General features: G+C 71.1%; 17 protein-coding genes, 1 pseudogene and 1 riboswitch. Of the genes and pseudogenes, 8 read left to right on the forward strand and 10 right to left on the reverse strand.

Annotation, left to right across the window (positions count from 1 at the left end):
* Positions 1 to 369: 369 nt before the first annotated feature.
* Positions 370 to 541, forward strand: a riboswitch (cyclic di-AMP (ydaO/yuaA leader).
* 8 nt (positions 542 to 549) lie between these two features.
* On the forward strand, positions 550 to 1,713 hold the full coding sequence (locus tag AB0959_RS22340; RefSeq protein ID WP_366828194.1) for an NlpC/P60 family protein: 1,164 nt from the start codon (positions 550 to 552) through the stop codon (positions 1,711 to 1,713).
* Between the two features lie 79 nt (positions 1,714 to 1,792).
* On the opposite strand, the gene AB0959_RS22345 is transcribed toward AB0959_RS22340, so the two are convergent.
* Positions 1,793 to 2,146, reverse strand: coding sequence for a hypothetical protein (locus AB0959_RS22345; protein ID WP_366828195.1), 354 nt, complete (start codon positions 2,144 to 2,146; stop codon positions 1,793 to 1,795).
* Between the two features lie 503 nt (positions 2,147 to 2,649).
* Here AB0959_RS22345 and AB0959_RS22350 point away from each other — a divergent pair.
* Entirely contained in the window at positions 2,650 to 3,720 is a 1,071-nt protein-coding gene (locus tag AB0959_RS22350) for an NlpC/P60 family protein (RefSeq protein ID WP_366828196.1), read from the forward strand.
* Positions 3,721 to 3,750: 30 nt separating this feature from the next.
* Here AB0959_RS22350 and AB0959_RS22355 read toward each other — a convergent pair whose 3' ends face one another.
* The 3 genes from AB0959_RS22355 to AB0959_RS22365 form a co-directional block, all read right to left on the reverse strand.
* Positions 3,751 to 5,448: a VWA domain-containing protein gene (locus tag AB0959_RS22355; protein WP_366828243.1), complete on the reverse strand. Its 1,698-nt coding sequence runs from the start codon at positions 5,446 to 5,448 to the stop codon at positions 3,751 to 3,753.
* A gap of 116 nt (positions 5,449 to 5,564) precedes the next feature.
* A complete protein-coding gene (locus AB0959_RS22360; RefSeq protein ID WP_366828197.1) occupies positions 5,565 to 6,782 on the reverse strand; it encodes an AAA family ATPase in 1,218 nt (405 codons plus the stop codon).
* 68 nt (positions 6,783 to 6,850) lie between these two features.
* Complete coding sequence (locus AB0959_RS22365; protein ID WP_366828198.1) at positions 6,851 to 8,350, reverse strand: PLP-dependent aminotransferase family protein; 1,500 nt, start codon at positions 8,348 to 8,350, stop codon at positions 6,851 to 6,853.
* A 46-nt stretch (positions 8,351 to 8,396) separates the two neighbouring features.
* Here AB0959_RS22365 and AB0959_RS22370 point away from each other — a divergent pair, with 46 nt between their 5' ends.
* On the forward strand, positions 8,397 to 9,263 hold the full coding sequence (locus tag AB0959_RS22370; protein ID WP_366828200.1) for an L-histidine N(alpha)-methyltransferase: 867 nt from the start codon (positions 8,397 to 8,399) through the stop codon (positions 9,261 to 9,263).
* Positions 9,264 to 9,301: 38 nt separating this feature from the next.
* Here AB0959_RS22370 and AB0959_RS22375 read toward each other — a convergent pair.
* Together AB0959_RS22375 and AB0959_RS22380 are read right to left on the reverse strand one after the other, a co-directional pair.
* Positions 9,302 to 9,985 (reverse strand): annotated as a pseudogene (locus tag AB0959_RS22375) (response regulator transcription factor); the annotation flags it as partial.
* Positions 9,986 to 10,419: 434 nt separating this feature from the next.
* Complete coding sequence (locus AB0959_RS22380; protein ID WP_366828201.1) at positions 10,420 to 11,709, reverse strand: PspC domain-containing protein; 1,290 nt, start codon at positions 11,707 to 11,709, stop codon at positions 10,420 to 10,422.
* Positions 11,710 to 11,874: 165 nt separating this feature from the next.
* Between AB0959_RS22380 and AB0959_RS22385 the strand changes: the two genes are divergently transcribed.
* The gene (locus AB0959_RS22385) at positions 11,875 to 13,440 is read left to right on the forward strand and encodes a PspC domain-containing protein (protein WP_366828202.1); all 1,566 of its coding nucleotides are present in this window, start codon (positions 11,875 to 11,877) and stop codon (positions 13,438 to 13,440) included.
* Positions 13,427 to 13,693 (forward strand): hypothetical protein, encoded by a 267-nt coding sequence (locus AB0959_RS22390; protein WP_366828203.1) that lies wholly within the window; start codon positions 13,427 to 13,429, stop codon positions 13,691 to 13,693. The genes AB0959_RS22385 and AB0959_RS22390 overlap by 14 nt, the downstream gene beginning before the upstream one ends.
* 187 nt (positions 13,694 to 13,880) lie before the next feature.
* Here AB0959_RS22390 and AB0959_RS22395 read toward each other — a convergent pair whose 3' ends face one another.
* Together AB0959_RS22395 and AB0959_RS22400 are read right to left on the reverse strand one after the other, a co-directional pair.
* Positions 13,881 to 14,411, reverse strand: coding sequence for a DoxX family protein (locus AB0959_RS22395; protein ID WP_366828204.1), 531 nt, complete (start codon positions 14,409 to 14,411; stop codon positions 13,881 to 13,883).
* A gap of 427 nt (positions 14,412 to 14,838) precedes the next feature.
* Positions 14,839 to 16,110: a hypothetical protein gene (locus tag AB0959_RS22400; protein WP_366828205.1), complete on the reverse strand. Its 1,272-nt coding sequence runs from the start codon at positions 16,108 to 16,110 to the stop codon at positions 14,839 to 14,841.
* A 324-nt stretch (positions 16,111 to 16,434) separates the two neighbouring features.
* Between AB0959_RS22400 and AB0959_RS22405 the strand changes: the two genes are divergently transcribed.
* A complete protein-coding gene (locus AB0959_RS22405; RefSeq protein ID WP_366828206.1) occupies positions 16,435 to 17,436 on the forward strand; it encodes a DUF4429 domain-containing protein in 1,002 nt (333 codons plus the stop codon).
* Between the two features lie 45 nt (positions 17,437 to 17,481).
* Here AB0959_RS22405 and AB0959_RS22410 read toward each other — a convergent pair whose 3' ends face one another.
* On the reverse strand, positions 17,482 to 18,276 hold the full coding sequence (locus AB0959_RS22410; RefSeq protein ID WP_366828207.1) for a class II aldolase/adducin family protein: 795 nt from the start codon (positions 18,274 to 18,276) through the stop codon (positions 17,482 to 17,484).
* A 266-nt stretch (positions 18,277 to 18,542) separates the two neighbouring features.
* On the opposite strand from AB0959_RS22410, the gene AB0959_RS22415 reads away from it, so the two are divergent.
* Positions 18,543 to 19,055, forward strand: a complete 513-nt coding sequence (locus tag AB0959_RS22415) for a pyridoxamine 5'-phosphate oxidase family protein (protein WP_366828208.1) — start codon at positions 18,543 to 18,545, stop codon at positions 19,053 to 19,055.
* Between the two features lie 70 nt (positions 19,056 to 19,125).
* Here the strand turns inward: AB0959_RS22415 and guaA are convergent, their stop codons facing one another.
* Positions 19,126 to 20,706 (reverse strand): glutamine-hydrolyzing GMP synthase, encoded by a 1,581-nt coding sequence (gene guaA, locus AB0959_RS22420; RefSeq protein ID WP_366828209.1) that lies wholly within the window; start codon positions 20,704 to 20,706, stop codon positions 19,126 to 19,128.
* Positions 20,707 to 21,134: 428 nt separating this feature from the next.
* On the opposite strand from guaA, the gene AB0959_RS22425 reads away from it, so the two are divergent.
* Positions 21,135 to 21,461, forward strand: a complete 327-nt coding sequence (locus tag AB0959_RS22425; RefSeq protein ID WP_366828210.1) for a chorismate mutase — start codon at positions 21,135 to 21,137, stop codon at positions 21,459 to 21,461.
* Positions 21,462 to 21,645 lie beyond the last annotated feature (184 nt).

Genomic DNA, 21,645 nt, shown 5'->3' on the forward strand with positions numbered 1-21,645 from the left:
CACCCCGCGAACTCGACCCTCTCCCCGTCCGGTCGGCGATCTTCCGGAGCCGATCGCCGGGGCGATCCTCACCGTCCAGGTTCGCATCGTCACCACTCGTGACCGTGCCGCACACGTGAGCACGCGTGAGCGCACGTGTCACCTCGCCCACCAAAACACCCGTTCACCACCAAAGAAGCCAAGAAGGGCAGAGCTCGCACCACGAACGAGTCCCCCTATATCCCCTTGGATTCGCCACGATCCGCGACGTCCTGAGTCAAGGTCACGAAAACGTATCGGGCATATCGCGCATCAACCTTCACAGAGGCCACACGAGTTGGCTAGCGTTCTTGTGGGCCGCTCGACACAACCGGCGAACGTCGCCGGGCCGGGCGTCCTCCGCCGAGTCCGGCGCACCCTCACGGGAGCCGGAGCCGGGGACCCACCGACCTTGGGGTGAATCGGTCCACCTGCCGTACGCGGCACGGACCGTAGGGCACACCTTCCGACGCAAGCGCCCGAACCCGACAGCTAACTCGGTAGGCGGACAACGGAAGGAGCCCGCCTTTCATGGCGCCGCACCGAAAGCCGCGTCCTGCCCGGACGCGCACAGGCATACGGACGCCCGCCCTGGCGACGGCGGCACTGACGTCCATGGCCCTGTTCTCCCAGACGGCGAACGCCGCGCCCTCGACCGACGACAAACCGAGCCTCGAAGAGGTCGAGAAGAAGGTCGGCGACCTCTACCGCCAGGCCGAGTCGGCGACCGAGAAGTACAACGCGGCCGAGGAGAGGACGACCAAGCAGAAGAAGCGTGTCTCCACGCTCCTCGACGATGTCGCCCAGCGCACGGAGAAGCTCAACGAGGCCCGGGAGCGGCTGGGTTCGTTCGCCGCCGCCCAGTACCGGACGGGCGCCGCCTCCCCGGACACGGCGGCGATGCTGCTGGCGGACAACCCGCAGGACTACTTCGACCAGACCCAGTTGATGGACCGCTTGACGGAACGTCAGAAGGACGTGGTCGACGACTACATCACGCAGCAGACGGAGACGGCACAGAAGCGCCAGGAGGCCACCGAGAGCCTCGCGTCGCTCACGGACTCCCAGGCCACGCTGAAGTCGTCCAAGGCGCAGGTCCAGACGAAGCTCACCGAGGCCCGTGAGCTGCTGACGAAGCTGACCGCCGAGGAGAAGGCCCGCCTCGCGGCGATCGAGAAGGAGAAGCAGGAGGAGGCCGATCGCCGGGCGGCGGAGCTGGCGCGGCAGCAGGCGGCCGAGGCGGAGAAGCAGCAGGCCGCGCAGCAGCAGGCGGCGCAGGAGCAGACAGCAGGCAGCACCTCCACGGTCGAGGCTCCGGCCGAGGACTCCACCTACGCCACGAAGGCCGCCAAGGCCCTCGCGTTCGCCCGCGTCCAGATCGGCAAGCCCTACGTCTGGGGCGCGACCGGCCCCGACTCGTACGACTGCTCCGGCCTCACCCAGGCCGCCTGGAAGGCCGCCGGCGTCGACCTGCCGCGCACCACGTACGACCAGGTCAACGCGGGCAGGACCGTCGCTCTCGCCGACGCCCGACCCGGTGACCTCGTCTTCTTCTACGACGACATCAGCCACGTCGGCCTCTACATCGGCAACGGCATGATGATCCACGCGCCCAAGCCGGGGGCCTACGTCCGCGAGGAGTCGATCTTCTACGACGGGGAGTCGGCGATCCACAGCGTGGTGCGGCCGGCGTAACGGTCGGCGTAACGACCACCCCTCCGGCCCTGGTCGGCGCTCGGCTTCTCGCCGACGGCCAGGGCCGGACTGGTGGCTGTCAGGTCCAGAGCACCGCGATGAAGATGTTCACCGTGGTCAGGGCGCCCACGAGGCCGAACAGTCCCTTCTCCACCCGCTCCTCGTCGCGCTTCACATAGACGAGCCCGAGGATCACGACCAGCAGGGCCAGCTTCACGCCGATCTTGATGTTGTTGACCGGCTGATCGTCGGCCTGGTTGAGGCCTACCAGGACGGCGCCGGTGATGAGCATCGTCAGCGCGCCGTGCAGCATGGCGGGCACGAAACGGGCCGCCCCCTGACCCATCGCCTTCACCTGGGTGAGAAATCCGCCCAGGAGGGAGGCTATGCCGATGATGTGCAGGGCGACGAAGAGATGGATGAGTACGTCCATGGAGCCGGAGCCTAACCAGGAGCCCTCGCCCGGCCGGGCACCGGGGCCCCGGCTTCCGCCGCCGAGCATGGGCTGCGTCTGCGCGCCTCCATATGCGCCTCCAGATAGACGCCATAGGCGCCAGATAGGCGCCATCTGCGCCTCCATAGCACCGCTCGGCCACCCGTTGGCGCATAACCACCGCATCGGTCATCGCTCTGCGTGAAGTCGGTGACGCCAGGCGGGGATCGCGGTCGCATACGGTCACCCGACGGTCCGTCCACACCAATTCCGCACATAGCGTTACCGAGCGGACACCGTCAGGTTTACCGTCCTCCCCCAGGTGACCGGCTCCCCACCGCCGCCCGAACCAGGGGCGGCAGCCGGACACCTCCGCCGAGAGGTCCGGCGGCGGCTCGCTCCCCCTGTGCGGGCCGCCGCCGGACGCGCGACCGCCGACCCCCACGGTGGTCCCGGCCCACAGGCCGTCTCGGTCGCGTCGTACGAAAGGACGTGACGCCCACTTGCCAGCGCACCGCAGGCCCCGACAGCGCCTCCTCGGCGGCAACACGGCTCGTACCGCCTTCACGATCGCCCTGGCGGGCGCGGCGGGCGCGGCCGGCCTCGACGGCACCGGGCACGCCGAACCGCAACGCACACCGGCGCAGGCCCAGGCGAAGGTGAACAGGCTGTACGAGGAGGCTGAGGTCGCGACCGAGCGGTACAACGGCGCGCGGGAGAGGGCCGGCGAGGCACGGGAGCGCCTGGAGGACCTGCGGGACGAGGCGGCGCGCCGGACGGAGGAGCTGAACTCGTCGCGCGAGAAGCTCGGTTCCATGGCGGCGGCGCAGTACCGCGAGGGTGGCATCGACCCCGCGGTGCGGCTCGCGCTGAGCGACGACCCGGACGCGTACCTGGACGGTGCCGCCTTCGCGGAACGGATGGGCAGCCGTCAGGCGTCGGACGTGGCGAGCGCACGCACGCAGTTGCGGGAGATCGAGCAACTGCGAGGTGCCGCGCACATCGAACTCTCGCGGCTCGCGTCCCGGCAGGCGGCCATGGAGCGGCACAAGCGGACGATCAACGGAAAGCTGGGCGAGGCGAGGCGTCTGCTGGCGCGGCTGCCGGAGGGCGAGCGGGCGCGACTGGACGCGGCGGGCGGCGCGGGGCGCGCATCGCGGTCCGGAGCCACGGCGCGCGACCTCGGCCCCCTCCCGGCGGCCCCCTCCACCGCCCAGGCGCCCAACCCACGGGCGGCCGCGGCCCTTTCGTACGCGTACGGCAAGCTCGGCAGCCCGTACGTGTGGGGCGCGACCGGTCCCGACGCCTTCGACTGCTCGGGGCTCGCACAGGCGGCGTACCGCGCGGCCGGGGTCTCGCTGCCCCGGACGACGTACGCGCAGATCGGCGCGGGGCAGCGCGTCGCGCGCTCCCAGCTCCTGCCCGGTGACCTGGTGTTCTTCTACTCCGGGGTCAGCCATGTGGGCATCTACGCGGGGAACGGGCAGATGGTCCACGCACCCCGCCCGGGGGCGCCGGTGCGGGTCGCGCCGGTGGACGAGATGCCGTTCGCGGGGGCTACGCGGGTGGTCTGAGCCTCCGAACTGAAGCAGGGGAACGGCGGGTCAGATCACGCGGAAGAGGCCGGCGGCGGCGTGGACGTCGGTGAGGTCCTCGACGGAGCGGAGGTTGTCGCACAGGGCCTCCAGGAACGAACCGGCGTCGCCGACGCGCGGGGCGCCGACGACCACGCCGAAGACCCGGAAGCCCAACAGGCGCTTGGCGTCGTTCCAGCCGCGCATCCATTCCTCGGTGACGCCGCAGTCGTCGTCGGTGATCATCACGATGTCGCCGCGTCGGCGGGCGGCGTCGTTGAACTCCTCCTCCAGCAGTTCGGCGGCCGCCGTCAGCGGCGTCTGGTAGCTGGTCCCGCCGCCGAGGAAGGTCTCCACGAAGTCGAGGGTCCGGTCGATTCCGGCGGGCCGGCCGCCCGGGAAGCGGAAGACCTGGATCTTGTCGGCGGCGGAGAACAGGATGCCGACGAAGTCACGCCCCGCGTGGCGGGCCTGGTCCAGCAGCGCCAGGGCGCAGGCCTTGGCCCACGCCTCCCGGGTGACCCCGCCGGGCCCCGCCTCGTACATGGAGTGCGAGGTGTCCACGCACGCGATGACGGCACCCTGGCCGGTGGTTTGCTCCCCCTGGCTGTCGTAGAGCATCAGCTCCCCCGCGGCGTAGCGCACGGCGAACACCGCGCGCAGTTCGGGCACGCCGAGAGCCGCCAGCTCGGAGGGGATGACGCGGGAGAGGTCGTTGCCGAGCGTGACGCCGACGAGTTCCCCTGTGGCGTTCTCCACCTTGCGGGCGCGCTCACCGCCGGCCATCTGCCGGAAGCGGCCGATCAGTTCGGCCCACTGTGCGAGACGGCCGGTGCGCAGCAGTTCGGCGAGCCGGGCGCGCTGGTCGAACGGCATCCGCTCCAGCTCGCCGCTACCGACGCCCCAGGCCCGCATCAGCGCGGCCTCCTCCCGCACGGCCTCGGCGGCCTTCGCCGCCGCGTTCCGCGCGGCGACACGGACACCGGGGGCCGCCGCCGCGAGGGCCTGCGCGGCGTCCTGGGTGGCCTGCCGCACAACAGCGTCGGCGGCCTCGGCGGCCTCGATCGCCTCCTGTACGGCGTGGGCGGCCTGAGCCCTCGCCTCCTGTACGGCGTCTGCGGCCTGAGCCGTCGCCTCTTGTACGGCGTTGGCGGCCTGGGCCCGCACGGCGCCGGCCCCGTCGGACCAGTCCGCATCGTCGGCGGCCTGCTGGAGCGCCTCGCTCACGGCGGTCGCCGCGTCTTCGGCGTTCTGCTGGGCCTTCTTCGCCTGCTCGGACTGCTCCAGAGCCTGCCGGGAGCGCTCCAGCAGCCCCCGCAGTACGGTGGCCTGGGCGAGCACGGCCATGGCGGCGGCGTAGGGGTCACCGGCCGTCTCCCGGCGCAGTTCGGCGAACTCCAGTGACTCCACCAGACAGCTGATGACCTGGTGGTTGACCAGGCGGGAGGGGTCCATCTCCTCGCGCTCGCGCAACCGCGGGCGGGCCTTGTAGGCGGCCAGGAACACGTCGGTCAGGAGGTCGGTCGCGCAGTCGTAGCGCTCGTTCAGCTCCTCGGCGAGATCGCGCAGTCCGGCCGACTGCTCGTAGGTGTCGCGCCATGTGATCCGGTCGAACCGGTCCGCGACCACGGCCGCGGTGTGCCGCGTGGGAGCGGCGGCGGACGCGAGGCCCAGCCACTTCCCGGCCCCGCTCGCCAACTCGTCGAGCGTGCTCGGAGTCCTGTCCATGCCCTGCCCGTCCATGCCCTGCCTGTTCACGCTCTGCCTGTCCGCGCTCTGCCTGTCCATGTCCTGCCACGGCCGTGCCCTGCGATGTCCTGTCCGTGGTCCCGTCCCGCCGGTGTTCAGAGCTGGGCCTGCACCATGCTCGCGTCCACGCCGAGGGCCTCGGTGAGGACGCGGGCGCGAACGGCCCGCTGGCGTCCGGTGACCCGGTCGATGGCGGCGGTGGAGCGGCCGGCGCTCGCCGCCTCCTCGCGCAGCTTCTCCAGCCGCTTCCCCGCCGTGGCGAGCTTGTTGTGGGCCTTCTTGATGACCCAGTCGCTCAGCGCCTCACGGGACTGCCCCGCCATGGCGTCGAGCTGGGCCTCCAGTTCGTCGATCGTGTCGGCAAGGTCGAGCGCTTCCTTGGCGTCGGGGTTGACCAGGTGCAGCACCTCGCGCTCGACGGTCGGGCGTTCGGCGGGCGAGTCCCACAGCACGTGGGTCAGCAACGCCAGGTCGGTCTCGGCGACCGCCGGGCGGCCATCGAGGTACGCGGACGCCTGGAGCAGGCCCACTGCCTGCCGCCAGCGGCGGTCGGAGGCGACGAGTTCCTTGCGGCGCAGGGCGGCCCGCAGCGTGCACACCGCGTCCACGATCAGGTCGGGGACGTCCACGGCCGGGACGGCCTCGGTAACGGCGTGCTGCAGGGCGGCCAGCTCGACCGTGGTCCGGCTGGGTGCCGCCGGGCGGCTGACGGCGGAGCGGACGAGTGCGGCGAAGTTCGAGGGGTCTTCCAGGTACCCGACCTCGATCCGCACCAGCAGCCTGTCGTAGATGGCGGCCGCGTCCTCTTCCCCGGGCAGTTCGTTGCTCGCCGTGATGGCTCCGATGAGGGGGCAGCGGATCGGCTCGCCGCCGTTCTCGGGGTGGTAGAGCCGCTCGTTGAGGTAGCCCAACGTCTCGTTCAGCGCCGCAGTGGAGCACTTGAAGATCTCGTCGATGAACGCCACATGCGCCGTCGTCGCTCGGCCGTCGTAGACCTGGCGGTACTCGCCCCGGGCCAGCGCGGCGACGTCGATGGGACCGAACATCCTCGTCGGGGCGGTGAACTTCGACAGGAGGATCTCCCAGTAGGCAGCCCCTTCGATTCTGCCGGTGAGCTCCCTCGCCATCTCGGACTTCGCCGTCCCGGGCGGGCCGAGCACTAACGAGTGCTGTCCGGCCAGCAGCGTCACCACCAGCGTCCGCACCACGTCGGCCCGCTCGTAGAAACGGTCCGCCAGCTCGTCACTGATCGCCCGCAGCCTCTTGGCCGTGTCCTGCATGTCCTGTGCGTTGTGCGCGTCCTGTGCGTCCATATCCAACTCCTTGCCGGCGACGCCTTGTTGGGTCGACCAGGCGGCCATCGTTTCCTGGAACTAGGACGTCAGTGGACTCCGCCGAGTTCTCGCAGCACCTCGCCCAGCGTCGCCACCCCCTCCGCGACCGCCGTGGCCGGAGAGGCGGCGTAGCCGAGGAGGAGGCCGGGCGGGCCCGGCCTCTGGCGGTGCCAGGAGAGGGGGTGGACTTTGACGCCCCGGGCGAGCGAGGCCGCCGCCAGCTCGGTGTCGGCGAACTCCTTCCGTCTCCGCGCCGCCGCTGTCCCGTCCGGCCCCCCGAAGGTGATCAGCAGATGGAGCCCGGCAGCGGCGCCGTGGACCACCGCTCCGGGCAGGTGGTCGCGTATCGCCACGATCATCGCGTCCCGGCGCCGCCGGTGCCTGTGCCGCAACTGCCGTAGGTGCCGCTCCAGTTCACCGGACTCCATCAGCCGGGCGAGGACGAGCTGGGGCAGCGCGGGGTTCCCCAGGTCGGCGAAACGCTTGGCTGCCACGAGGGCGTCCCGGTAGCGCGGTGGCGCCACCACCCATCCCGTACGCAGGGCGGGCGCCAGCACCTTGGACACGCTTCCCGCGTAGCAGACCCTCTCCGGCAGCATCGCCCGCAGCGCGGGCACGGGCGGGCGGTCGTAACGGTGCTCCGCGTCGTAGTCGTCCTCCACGATCAGCCCGCCCTCCCCCGCCCATCGCATGAGCTCCCGCCTCCGCGCGCCCCCGAGCACGACCCCGGTCGGGAACTGGTGCGCCGGAGTGAGCAACACGGCTCCCTCTGCCCGGAGTTCGGACACGCGGACGCCCTGGCCGTCCACCGGAACCGGCGGTGTGCGCAGCCCCTGGCGCTGGAGATGCTGCCGCACACCGAGCGACCCGGGCTCCTCCACGGCGATCTCCTCGACGCCGTCCTCCCGGAGCACCTGTCCGATCAGCGCCAGTGCCTGCGCGGTTCCCGCCACGACCAGCACCTCGTCGGGGTTCGCCCGAATCCCCCGGTACCGCGCCAGCCATCCCGCCACGGCCCGTCGCAACTCCGGTGTCCCCCGCGGATCGCCGTACGCGAAACCGCTCGGAACCAACTCACCGAACACGGCCCGCTCAGCACGGAGCCAGGCCGCCCGCGGGAATGCGGTGAGGTCGGGAACGCCGGGCGAGAGGTCGATCCGGGCGGGTACGGAGCGAACGGCGTCGAAGACGTCGTCACCGGGTGGCGCGGCGAACAACCGGTCGGCCGCCGGTGACGGGTGCCGTGCCGCGGTGATGGGGAGCGCGGGCGCCGCCACGACGACCGTCCCGTTGCGTCCCCTCCCGGCCACGTGGCCGTCCTCGGTGAGCCGTTGGTACGCCTCGGTCACCAGGCCGCGGGACACGCGCAGTTCGGCGGCGAGCACCCGGGTCGCGGGGAGCCGGCTGCCGACGGGCAGCCGTCCGTCTGCGATCGCGCGCCGCAGCCGCCCTGCCAGCCACTCGGCCCGCCCACCGGACGGAGCGTCCCGGATGTCGAGTTGCAGGAAGTCGGCGCCGGAACTCTCTTTGGCCCCCTTGTCAGACATCACTTTGGCTCTGTCCACGGGACCATTGTCGAACGACGCTCACTCCATGACCGCTTCCGCACCCCTGCCTCCCGACTACGTCCACGGCTACTCCCCCTACGAGACCCGCCGGCTCGGAGACCAGGCCGACACCCTGGCGACGCTGCTCCACAGCGACACCGCGTACCCGGCGGGCAGCAAGGTCCTGGAGGTCGGCTGCGGAGTCGGGGCCCAGACCGTCCACCTGGTGACGACGAGCCCGGAGGCCCACTTCACGGCGGTCGACGTCTCGGCGTCCTCGCTGACCCAGGCCCGCGCCCGGGTAACGGCTCACGCACCGGGCGCCCATGTGACGTGGACCCAGGCCAACCTCTTCGAGCTCCCCTTCGACGACGCCGAGTTCGACCACGTCTTCGTCTGCTTCGTACTGGAACACCTGGCGGCCCCGCGCCAGGCGCTCACCGCCCTGCGCCGCGTCCTGCGCCCCGGCGGCAGCCTCACGGTCATCGAGGGCGACCACGGTTCCGCGTTCTTCCACCCCGACAGCGCCTACGCCCGCGCCGCGATCGACTGCCAGATCCACCTCCAGGCCGACGGGGGCGGGAACGCCCTCATCGGCCGTCAACTCCACCCCCTCCTCACGGAATCCGGCTACGAGGACGTCACCGTCCACCCCCGCACGGTCTACGCCGACCGCTCCCGCCCCACCCTGGTGAACGGCTTCACTCGCAACACATTCATCGCCATGATCGAGTCCATCCGGGAGGACGCTCTGGCCGCGGGCCTGATGACGCCGTCCGACTGGGACCGTGGCATCACCGACCTGCGCCGAACGGCGGCGGACGACGGGACGTTCCACTACACGTTCTTCAAGGCCGTGGCGGTGAACCCGTCGCCGGAACCACCGGACCGGCCGGACCGGTTCAAGCGGTAGGGCCGGCGGACCTCACCACCACGCACCCGGCCCCGGTCTCACACCAGCCGTCGTGCCGTGGCCCACCTCGTCAGCTCGTGCCGGTTGGAGAGCTGCAACTTCCGCAGCACCGCCGAGACGTGGGACTCCACCGTCTTGACGGAGATGTACAACTGCTTGGCTATCTCCTTGTACGCGTAGCCACGGGCGATGAGGCGAAGGACCTCACGCTCGCGCTGGGTGAGACGGTCCAGGTCCTCGTCGACGGGCGGGGCGTCCGTGGAGGCGAAGGCGTCGAGGACGAAGCCGGCCAGCCTCGGCGAGAACACCGCGTCGCCCTCCTGGACGCGGAAGATCGAGTCGACCAGATCCGTACCGGTGATCGTCTTGGTGACGTACCCCCGGGCGCCGCCCCGGATGACACCGATGACGTCCTCCGCCGCGTCCGAGACGGAGAGAGCGAGGAAGCGGACGGGCCGCTCGACGTCGGACATCAACCCGGCGCACCGGCGCAGCACTTCGACGCCGCCACCACCCGGAAGGTGCACATCGAGGAGGACCACCTCGGGTCGCGCGGCCGTGATGACGCCCACCGCCTGGTCGACGTCGGCCGCCTCCCCGACGACCTCGACACCAGTGCTCTCCGTCTGCCCGATCTCCGCCTGCACGCCCGTCCGGAACATGCGGTGGTCGTCGACCAGCACGACCTGGACCCGGCGCCCGGGCGCCGAACCGGCCGCCTCCGCCGACCCGTTCCCCCGGGCCGGCCCGGCCTCCGGCGTCGATCCGCTCCCACCCTCCCCCGCCGAACCGCTCGGTGCGGCCGCGTCCGCCGGGGCACCCGCCTCAGCGGCGGGACCGGCAGAACGGGCAGGGCCCGTGGGGTCGGTGGAACCGGTGGGACCGGTGGAACCGGTGGAACCGGTGGGACCGGTGGGACCGGTGGAACCGGTGGAACCGGTGGAACCGGTGGAACCGGTGGAACCGGTGGGACCGGTGGGACCGGTGGGACCGGTGGAACCGGTGGAACCGGTGGAACCGGTGGAACCGGTGGAACCGGTGGAACCGGTGGGACCGGTGGGACCGGTGGAACCGGTGGAACCGGTGGAACCGGTTTCACTGGTGCCGGGGGTCGTCCCGTCCGGCCTGGTCGGACCGCTCGCCCCGTTCGCGTCGCTCATGACGTCGTCTCCGCCCTCTCCATCTCCAGCTCGACCTCCGTGCCGCCGTCCGGTACGGCGCGGAGCCGTGCCGTACCGCCGTTGCGCTCCATGCGACCGATGATCGATTCTCTGACGCCCATGCGGTCGGCGGGTATCGAGTCGAGGTCGAAGCCGGGGCCCCGGTCCCGCACGGACACGAAGACCGTTCTGCCCTCGACTTCGGCGAAGACCTGTACGGCGCCGCCCTCGCCACCGTACTTGGCCGCGTTCACCATCGCCTCGCGCGCGGCCTGCATCTGCGAGCCCAGGCGTTCGTCGAGCGGGCAGTCGCCGACGACCACGACCTCGATCGGGACGCCGTGCTTGTCCTCCACCTCGGCGGCGCTGCGCTTCACGGCCTCCGCGAGGGTGTCGGGTTCGTCGTCCTCGTCCTTGCCGGTGCCCTCGGGCTTGTAGAGCCAGTTGCGCAGGTCGCGCTCCTGGGCCCGGGCGAGGCGGCGCACCTCGTTCGCGTTCTCCGCGTTGCGTTGTATCAGCGTCAGCGTGTGCAGCACCGAGTCGTGGACGTGGGCCGCGACCTCCGCCCGCTCCTGGGCGCGGATGCGCATCAGCCGTTCCTCGGAGAGGTCCTGGGTCATGCGGACGAGATACGGGCCGGCGAGCAGCGCTATCCCCACGAGGACGGCGAGCGCGGCCTGCAGGACCGAGCCGAGGTGGGCGGCGGAGCCCTGCAGGACGAATATCCCGGAGACGCCCGCGGTGACGAGCAGGACACCGCCCACGGAACGGAGCAGCGTGAGCGTGCGCCGACGGCGGCCGACCTCGACCCAGCGTGCCCGTCGCGCGTTGTCCGCCTGACGCCAGACCAGGGCGACACCGGCGGCGACCAGGACGGTCGGCCACAGATACGCCTTGGCTCCGTCGCCGAGGTTCACATTGCCGACGAAGACCATGGCCACGACGACCATGAGGAGCAGGGCGACGATCTGGCCCCTGTCCGGTCTGCGGGCCACCAGTTTCCGCCGGCCGTCCGGTGAGGTCTCGGTGGAGACCGCCGGGGTCCGCTGGTTGTCGACACCGCCCACGCCGAGCGGGACGAAGAACCAGAACGCCGCGTACAGCAGCGCGCCAAGGCCGTCCGCGAGGAACAGGCCGACGAACACGAGCCTCAGCCAGGTCACGGGCAGCCCGAGATGCCCGGCGAGCCCTCGCGCCACGCCTCCGAGCCAGCGACCGTCGCTGCTGCGGTAGAGCTTGCGCGGGGGCCGCGGGACGTCGACTGGCACTGCTGCGGCTTCCGGCATGCCATCGATGTTCACACGCATGGCGGTCCGTGGCATCAGGGTCTGCCCCCGAGACACCCCTGATCTTCGACCGGGCATGATCGAACAGTTCCCGGGGCGAATATCAGGGTCGGGCCAGGGTCATCCCGACTGCCGCCGGGCGGTCTCGGCGGCCACGATGGACACATGACAGATCAGCAGCACGCGGCTCCGGAGCCGGACCCCGGCTCGGGCGCCCGGCGGCCGGCCACCGAGCCGCAGGACGCCATGCCCGCCCCGGACGAGGGCGGCACCACGCCCGGACCGGGCCAGGGCAAGGAACCGCGCGCACACGCTGGCGCGCACACGCACACGCGCACACACACGAGCGCGAGCGCGGACAAAGCGGGTGCGGGTGTGGGTGCGGATCAGGCGGGCGCTGGTGCGAGTGCGGGTGCGAGTGCGGCCCAAGTTGCCGCCGAGGGCTCCGCGTCGCCCCAGGCCCCCGCCAGGTTCCGTCGTGACCGGCGGCACAAAATGCTGTCCGGGGTCTGCGCGGGGCTGGGGCGGCAGTGCGACATGGATCCGGTGATCTTCCGGATCGTGCTCACGGTGCTGTCGATGGCCGGCGGCACAGGTCTCATCTTCTACGGCTTCGCATGGCTGTTCGTTCCGTACGACGACGAGGAGGAGAACGAGGTACGCAGGCTGCTGACCGGCCGTGTCGACGGCCAGGCCCTGGCGGCCGTGCTCTTCACCCTGGTCGGCTGCGGCGTCTTCCTCACCATGCTGGGCAATGGCGGGGTGCTGACCTTCGCAGTGGTCCTCTCCCTGCTCCTCGCGGGCGCGGGGTACTGGTCTCGGCAGCGCGGCGCCCCCGATCCCGACCCGCTCGCGGCACAGGCCGTCGCCGACGCGCCGCCGGAGGCCCAGGCGCCGCCCGTCCCCGCCTCCTACCCGTCCTGGTGGCGTGACCCGATCGTCAAGGACGGCACGCACGTGGGTGGTACGGGCTATCTGTGGGGGCCGTGGGAGGCACAGGACCGCGATGTCGCGGCGGCCATCAACATCGCTCGGGGCACACCGTCCCGCCCTGACATACGTACCGCCCAGGGGCCCAGCCCGCGCGGGCCGCGCTGGATAGGTGGCTGGGTGTTCTTGCTCGCGCTGCTCGCCGGAGCTCTCGGTACGAACCTGACGTGGGACGACCACGCGCTCGGGACCAGCCTGCAGACCGGTCTGGCCTGCGCCCTCGCCGTGTTCGGACTGGGCATCGGGATCAGTGCGTTCCTGGGGCGTACGGGCGCGGGGTCGATCTTCCTCGCGGTGGTGACGGCGGGCCTGCTGGTGTGCTCGGCAGCGCTCCCGGCGAACGTCAACACCCACTGGATACACACGACCTGGGCGCCGACCGCCGTGGCTGACGTACAGCCGGGGTACGAACTGGGCACGGGTGTGGGCACGTTGGACCTGACGCGCGTGGATGTACCGAAGGGCAGGACGGTAACGACCGGTGCGGAGGTGGGTGTGGGCAAGCTGAAGGTGGTGGTGCCCTCGGACGTCACGGTGCGCCTGACGATCGAAGTCGGCGTGGGAGACATCCAGTTGCCGGGCGACAAGAAGGAGGACGTGGACGTGGCACCGGACACCGAGAAGCAACTGACCCTCTCCCCTGTGAAGGGCACCACCGGCGACGGGAAGTCCGCCGGCACGATCGATGTCAGCATCGAGGTCGGCATGGGCCAGGCGGAGGTGACTCGTGCTGCGGCATGACGTTCAGCCCGGCAAGCTGGTCGCGGGCTTCTTCCTCACCCTCACAGCCGTCGTCTACGCAGGAGACGCGGGCGGCGCCTGGGAGACCCCCTGGTTCGTGGCCATACCCCTGGTCATCGGCGGCCTCGGTCTGTCGGGCGCGACGGCGTTCCTGACGTATGCGATACGCCGCCACCGATCGTCCCCGCACGAGGGGCACGCTCCCGGGGGCAGGCAGGCCTCGGACGCCGGGGTGTCGAGCAGGATCGAGTAACCGCTCTTTCGCCCGGCGCCTCGCGGGGTGACGGCTCACGCTGTCTCACCGGGCATGTCACCGGGGTGCGGCAGGCAGCGGTAGGGCGGCGGTGCGCACCGCGGCCGCGGGCACTACGGCGGTGCGCAACGCGGCCATGGGGACCGCGGCCGTGCGCACCGCACCAGCCCGGCTGCTGCGCGGCAGCTCAGCGATAGCCGCCCGATCGTTGCCGTCGGCGGTTGCGGATGGCCGCGTCGATGGAGAGGACGGAGGCGCCGGCAAGGACGAGGGGGAGCCAGGCCATGAGGTAGGCGAGGTCGTTGCCGTAGTAGTAGGGGTCGGATGCCCAGCTGACCGTCAGCCAGAGGCTGAGGGAGATCAGGGCACCGCCGAAGGCCGCGAGGCGGGCGAGGAGTCCGAAGAGGGTGCCGAGGCCGACGGCGAGCTCACCCAAAGCGATGGCGTAGCCGAAGCCGACGGGGTTCTTGAGGGCGAGGTCGACGAGGGCCGGGATGGCCGAGGAGTCGCGGACCGCGCGCATCATGTCGCCGATCGAGCCGGAGCCCGCATCGGACAGGAAGGCGCTGTCGGTGAGTTTGTCCAGGCCGGCGTAGATGAAGGTGACGCCGAGGAAAACTCTCAGAGGGAGCAGTGCGTATCGGGTGGCGGTGTCCCGCCAGTCTCGGCCGCTGTCGAAGTAGGGGGTCTGCGTGTCCGAACGAATACTGTGAGTCATGACTGTCCGCCGCCTCTCGCCGCCGTGCCGTTGACCCCTCAACAGACCATACGTACGAACGGGGGGAGCCGCTCAATGAGCGGGGCGCCAGTTTTCGGAGAAGGGTGCCTTTGGGGGCGTTTCTCAGGTTTTCTCACCCTCGCCCGTCGGCGGTCGCCCGGTCCGGCGATCACCCGGTCGGCCGCCAACCGGCCAGAGCCGGTCAGCCAGCCGGAGCCGGTAAGCCGTCCAAGGAGGGGACAGCCGACCAAGGCCAGTCGATCGGCCAAGGACGGCCAGTCGGCCTGTTGGCCTGCTGGCCAAGGACGGACCGCAGGCCAAGGTCGGACCGTAGGCCGGAATTGGTCCGACGGCCGCACACCATCCGATCCGACGGCCGCACGCGATCCGATGCGACGGCCGGACTCGGTCCGAGGGTCCGCCCCGGTCAGTCGGTCACTTCGATCACGTACCGGTTCGTCTCCACCCCGGCGGCGGTCACCACCTGGACCTCTACTCGGCCGGGCTCCACGTCGGCGGGGACCGGCACGGTGAGGACGGCGTCCGTGGGGTTGCTGAAGCCGCCGACGACGGGGACGAGCGGGACGTGGACGTGGACGGCGCCGATGCGGACGACCATCCGGGAGAGGCGGTCGGCGCCTTGGGCACCCGGTGGGACGAAGCCGGCGCCGCGGATCTCGATGTCGTCGCCGGTGCGGATGGGCGCGTCGAGGTCGCCGGCCTCGCGGGAGCGGACCACGGAAAGGATCACGGGGCGGCCGCCGTCCGCGTACTTGCCGGCGACGTACGTGGCCGCGGAGACCAGCACCAGCAGGGCCAGTCCCCAGGGGAGGTCGGGGAGTTGGTCGGGGCGGCGGGCCAGGCGTACGACAGCGAAGGCGAGGGCGACGGTGTTCACGACGACGAACTGGATGTCCGTGAAGCTGCCACGGCCGGAGTCGTCGGTCAGGAGGTCGGAGGCGCGGGGGCGGTCGGCGCGGACCTTCTGCAGGCGTTGGCCGAGGACGCGCAGGCCGACCACCCGCCGGACCAGCACGGCGATACCGCACACGACGGCGAGGACGGTCACCACGCCCGCGCCACGGGCGAGTTCGAGCCCGGTGATCAGCGCGTCCCGCCGGCCGTGGTCCGAGGCGGCGGCGAGTTGTCCGACGAGCACCAGAACGGCGTACACGGCGAGGAGCACCCAGCTCGCGGCCACGGCACGGGAGGTGGAGAGCCGGTTGTCCTCACCGATCACGGGGGCCAGAGCGCCACCCCGCGAGCGGTGCAGGTAGCCGGCGCCCGTCAAGGCCAGGCCCACCACCAGAGCGGCCAGCAGACCGGCCGTGCGTGCCGTCGTCCAGCCCGCGCCGATCGCGGTGAGTGCCTGGACCAGGAGCAGGGACAGGAAGGCACCCCACACGACGCAGGCCGTGCGCAGCCACAGGCGGCCCAGCCATGCCTCGCCCTCCACTCGCGCGCGTTCGGCGACGAGGGCGGCGGACTGGGTGAGTTCGTCGGAGACCCACTGGCGGGACGCCGACGCGGAGTACGCGACCGCCGCGGGCAGCCCCTGGCCGGACGCGAACTCCTCGCGCTTGAGCAGGAACGCGGCGACCGCGCGCCGGTGTCCCTCACGGGCGCCGCGCGGGCAGTCCCCGCACGCGCAGCCGCCCTCGTGGGCGCCCGCGCCCTGTCTCGCCTCCTGCACCGCCACGCCCGAGCCCGCCTTCCCCGCGCCACTTCTCCTCCGTACGCCCGCGCCATGCGACAGCCGTACAGCCACCCTGTGATGACAGCGAATTGTGCCGTACGGAACAGGGCCCTCGTCCGGCAGGTCTGGTCAGAGCGGGGTGAAGGGGTGGGAATCACGTTGACCAGGGCGGTAGCGCCCCCACGCGGGCCCCTTGAGGGGTGCCGGGCCGTGACATCGCGCGGCTCCGCCGCGTGGGTGCGGGCAACGCGCGCGACCCGTGGCTCCGCGCCGGCCTTTCTCGTCTCAACCTCTCCCCGTGGAGGGCCCCACTGCGAGAATCTCCCTATGGCCGAGATCATCCAGCGTGACGGGACCTGGGCCTTCGACGGCAGCACGGTCCGGATCACGCCGGGACTCCACCGCTCCGTGCCGCTGTTCCGGCAGACGTACGGGGAGATAGCGGTGCCCCTCGAAGCGGTGTCGGGCGTCGTCTACGAACCCGAGCGCAAGCGGGGCCGACTGCGGCTCAGGCTCCGCGAGGGCTGTGATCCGCTGCTCCAGGCGACCGGCGGGCGGCTCCCCGACGCGGCCGATCCCTACCGGCTGACGGTCGACGTCGACCGCTCGGGCGTCGCCGAGTACGTGGCGGAGGAGATACGCCAGGCCCTGCTCCTGGAGCAGATACCGAAGGAACCCGCGAAGGCCTATCTGCTGCCGGGCCCGCCGGTGCCGGTGTCCGTGCGGTCCAGTGACGGCACGGTGTCGTTCGACGGTACGCAGGTGCGGATCGACTGGAGCGACACCTCCGACCGGATCAAGCGTGCGACGGGGCCGCGCGTCATCACGGTCGGTGAGCTGGTGCAGGTGGAGTGGCTGCCCAACTCCGGGTACGAGGACGGGTTCATGCGGTTCGTGACACGCGAGACGGTGTTCTCCAAGCTGCCGCCCGAGAAAGACCCGTACGCGCTCGACCTGTGGGGCAGCGCCCGTCGCGACCTGCTCACGGCCCTCGTCGCGACCGCTGTCACCGCCCGGCTGCCGCACCCGGCGACCCGCGCGATCGACGCGGCGGAGCGCCCCCGGCTCGCCGCCGCGACCGCGAGCACGACCGCAACCACCACCACAACCCCAGACGCCACAACCCCAGGCGCCACAACCGCAGACGCCACAACCGCAGACGCCACAACCGCAGACGCCACAACCGCAGGCGCCACAACCGCGTCTCCCGCCGACCACCACGACGTGCTTCTGCGCCGGCTGCGGGAGTTGGGGGAACTGCACCGGGACGGGGTGCTCACGGACGAGGAGTTCGCGATGACGAAGGCCGCCGTGCTGCGCGACTTCTAGGGCGCCGCGGAAGGGGGCTGTGCGGCTGTGTGGCTGTGCGGCTCTTCAGCTCAGCAGGTCCGGCTCGCTTCTGCTGATGTCCTGCCAGAGGGGCTGGTAGTTGATCCACGCGACAAGGTCGCCGCCGAGTTGCTCCCGCGTGGCCACTGCCTGCCGGTGGCCGATGAGCACCGGTCGCCCCGCCGCCTTCGCCGTCAGCTGGACCTGGGCCGACCGCTCCATCGACAGGAACCACCAGGCCGCCGCGTCCACGGAGTCGCCGACCGTCAGCAACCCGTGGTTGCGCAGCACCAGGGCCTTGCGGCTGCCGAGCACGGACGCGATCCGGCGGCCCTCCTCCGCGTCGACGGCGACACCGGTGTACGTGTCGTAGAGCGCGTGGTCCTCGTAGAACGCGCAGCTCTCCTGGGTGATCGGGTCCAGCAGTTCGGCGAGGGCCGAGAGCGCGCGGCCGTGCACCGAGTGGCAGTGGGCGACCGCCACGACGTCCGGACGGGCGGCGTGCACCTGGGCGTGCACGGTGAACGCCGCCTGGTTGACGTGGTAGCGACCGTGGATCACCTGACCCTCGGAGTTCGCCATGACCAGGTCACTCACGGTGACGTGCTTGAACGGCATGCCGAACGGATTGACCCAGAAGCAGTCGCTGAACTCCGGATCGCGCGCGGTGATGTGCCCGGAGACCCCGTCCTCGAATCCGAGCCGCCCGAAGATCCGCAGCGCCCCGGCCAGCCGTTCCTTGCGGTGCCGACGCTCGTCGTCCAGCGAGTCGTGCATCGGCGGCATGGCGAACTGCAGCTGGTCCGTGGGTAGGGGCAGGGGCGGTGTCGGCCCGTGCATATGTCCTCCAGCACTGGGTTCGTTTACGGAGCGGAAGTTACCGTCAGTCCCCGCAAGAGGACAGGGCCGTCCGGTGAAGAGTGTGCGCAACCGTTACGGAAGTCACCAAGGCGCGTCGCCCGTCACGGCACGGCACGGCAGCGGGGCCGGGCCGACAGCGGCAGCAACCAGCAACCAGCAATCAGCAATCAGCAATCAGCAATCAGCAATCAGCAGCGGCGACATACAGGACAGCGGATGTCGGGTATCGGCGCCAGACTGGCCGTATGAGCCATGTCAGCCATGTGAGCCGTTCCGGCACGAACCCCGTTCCGAACTGGGCCGCGTTCACCACCGCCGAACCCGATCTCGCCAGGACCGTCGAGGAACGCTTCGGCGCCTTCACCCACCATGTCCTCGCGACCCTCCGCAAGGACGGTTCGCCGCGCACGACCGGGCTCGAGGTCCGTTTCCTGGGCGGTGAGCTGTGGCTGGGCATGATGCCGGACTCGCTCAAGGCGCTCGACCTGCGGCGCGATCCGCGGTTCTCGCTGCAGGCCAATCCTGGTTCGGGTACCGACATGGGGGGCGGCGACGTGCGGATCAGTGGGCGGGCGATCGAGGTCGAGGACCCGGAGACGAAGGCGCGCTACACGCGAGAGGTGGAACCGCCGGAGCCGTTCCACCTCTTCCGCGCCGAGCTGACGGAGGTCGTACGGACCTACGTCGAGGACGAGAAATACCTGGTCGCGCAGGTGTGGCAGCCCGGAGCGCCGGTGCGTACGCTCAAGCGGGCCTGAGCCCCCGCCAGGAATCCGCAGGAACCCGACGGGCTCGACGCGCTCGACGCGCTCGACGCGCTCAACGGACTCACTCCCACTCGATGGTCCCCGGCGGCTTGCTCGTCACGTCGAGGACGACCCGGTTGACGTCCTTGACCTCGTTCGTGATGCGGGTGGAGATTTGGGCGAGGACGTCGTAAGGCAGGCGCGACCAGTCGGCCGTCATCGCGTCCTCGCTGGACACCGGGCGCAGGACGATCGGGTGGCCGTACGTCCGGCCGTCGCCCTGGACGCCGACACTGCGCACGTCGGCGAGCAGGACGACCGGGCACTGCCAGATGTCGCGGTCGAGGCCGGCGGCCGTCAGCTCCTCGCGGGCGATGGCGTCGGCCTCGCGGAGCAGGTCGAGCCGCTCCTTGGTGACCTCGCCGACGATACGGATGCCGAGGCCGGGACCCGGGAACGGCTGGCGCTGGACGATCTCGTCGGGCAGGCCGAGCTCCTGGCCGACCATGCGGACCTCGTCCTTGAAGAGCTTGCGGAGCGGCTCGATGAGCTCGAACTCCAGGTCCTCGGGGAGGCCGCCCACGTTGTGGTGGGACTTGATGTTGGCGGTGCCGGTGCCGCCGCCGGACTCGACGACGTCCGGGTAGAGGGTGCCCTGTACGAGGAACGCCACCTCCGGGCCCTCGTCCGCGATGATCTCGGCCTGGGCCTGCTCGAAGACCCGGATGAACTCGCGGCCGATGATCTTCCGCTTCTCCTCGGGGTCGGAGACCCCCGCGAGCGCCTTGAGGAAGCGCTCCTCTGCGTCGACGACCTTCAGCTGAACGCCGGTGGCCGCGACGAAGTCCTTCTCGACCTGCTCGGTCTCGCCCTTGCGCATCAGGCCGTGGTCGACGTACACGCAGGTCAGCTGGGAGCCGATGGCCTTCTGTACGAGGGCCGCGGCGACCGCCGAGTCCACGCCGCCCGAGAGACCGCAGATGGCACGCTTGGTGCCGACCTGCTCGCGGATGGCCGCGACCTGCTCCTCGATCACGTTGCCGGTGGTCCAGGACGGGGTGAGACCCGCGCCCCGGTACAGGAAGTGCTCCAGGACCTGCTGGCCGTGCGTGGAGTGCATGACCTCCGGGTGGTACTGGACGCCGTAGAGCTTCTTCTCGTCGTTCTCGAAGGCGGCGACCGGGACGACGTCCGTGGAGGCGGTGACGGTGAAGCCCTCGGGGGCCTCGCTGCACGCGTCGCCGTGGGACATCCACACCGGCTGCTCACTCGGGGTGCCCTCGAAGAGGGTGGAGCCGGACTTGGAGACGTGCAGGCCCGTACGGCCGTACTCGCGCGCGCCCGTGTTGTCGACGGTGCCGCCGAGGGTGGTGGCCATCAGCTGGAAGCCGTAGCACATGCCGAAGACGGGGACGCCGGACTCGAAGATCTCGCGGTCCAGGCGGGGGGCGCCCTCGGCGTAGACCGACGAGGGGCCGCCGGAGAGGATGATCGCCGCCGGGTTCTTGGCGAGCATCTCCGCGACCGGCATGGTGCTCGGCACGATCTCGCTGTAGACCCGGGCCTCACGGACTCGGCGGGCGATGAGCTGGGCGTACTGCGCACCGAAGTCGACGACCAGGACGGTGTCGGGGGAAGCGGCAGCGGGGGTCGCTGATGACACGGGGTGCCTTCCGGCGGTTGGGCGGGGTCTGTGCTTGCCGAGTCTACCGGGGGTGGTGTCCCGCGGTGTCTGCGCCGGGTTTTCGCCCCGCGGCCCCGGTTTTCGGCCCGCCGCCCCTACCCGCCCCTATCCGCCCTTCGAACGCCGGAGGGGCTGAAGGACACCGTCTCACCATCCGAACCCCTTTGGCCCTCTCGCCCTCCCAGGGCCATACTGCACGCATGCTCAAGCACCAGACGTTCGTCTTTACCTATGGCAACCGGCCCACCGGCTGCCATGGTCGTGCTGCTTGAGCAACTGACAAGCGACTTCCCAGGCGCCCCGGGCCGACAAGGCCCGGGGCGTTCTGTCGTTTCCGGGTCCTGCCGCTCCGGGGCGCCCCTCCCGAACACGAGACAGCACGGAACACGGAACAAGGAGCCCCCGCGATGACCGCCACCACGGCCAACCGGACGAGCACGACGACCACGACGACCAGCCCCACCGAGAAGACCGGCGCCCGCACCGAGGAAGCCGCCGATGTGATCACAGGCGCGCGCGAACGCATCGACGCCCTGGACGACCGGATCATCGGACTCGTCCAGGAACGGATGGCCGTCTCGGCGGTCGTCCAGGACGCCCGCATCGCCTCCGGCGGCCGCCGAGTGAACCTCTCCCGCGAGATGGAGATCCTCGCCCACTACAGCGAGGCCCTCGGCAAGCCCGGCACCGCCCTCGCCATGACCCTGCTGGAACTGTGCCGGGGTCGCATCTGACCCACAGCCCGCACACAAGCCCGGCGCGTACAGGCCCGGAGCGCACAGGCCCGGAGCGCACAGGGCCGGCGCGCACAGGGCCGGCGGACGCGGACCCGGCGCACGCGAGCACGGCGCACGCACGTCCGCACCCCCTCTCACCCGTACGGCGCGTGACCGCCGTACGACTCGTTTCGTTGGTCCC

The organism is Streptomyces sp. NPDC046862 (assembly GCF_040704615.1).
Lineage (GTDB): Bacteria > Actinomycetota > Actinomycetes > Streptomycetales > Streptomycetaceae > Streptomyces.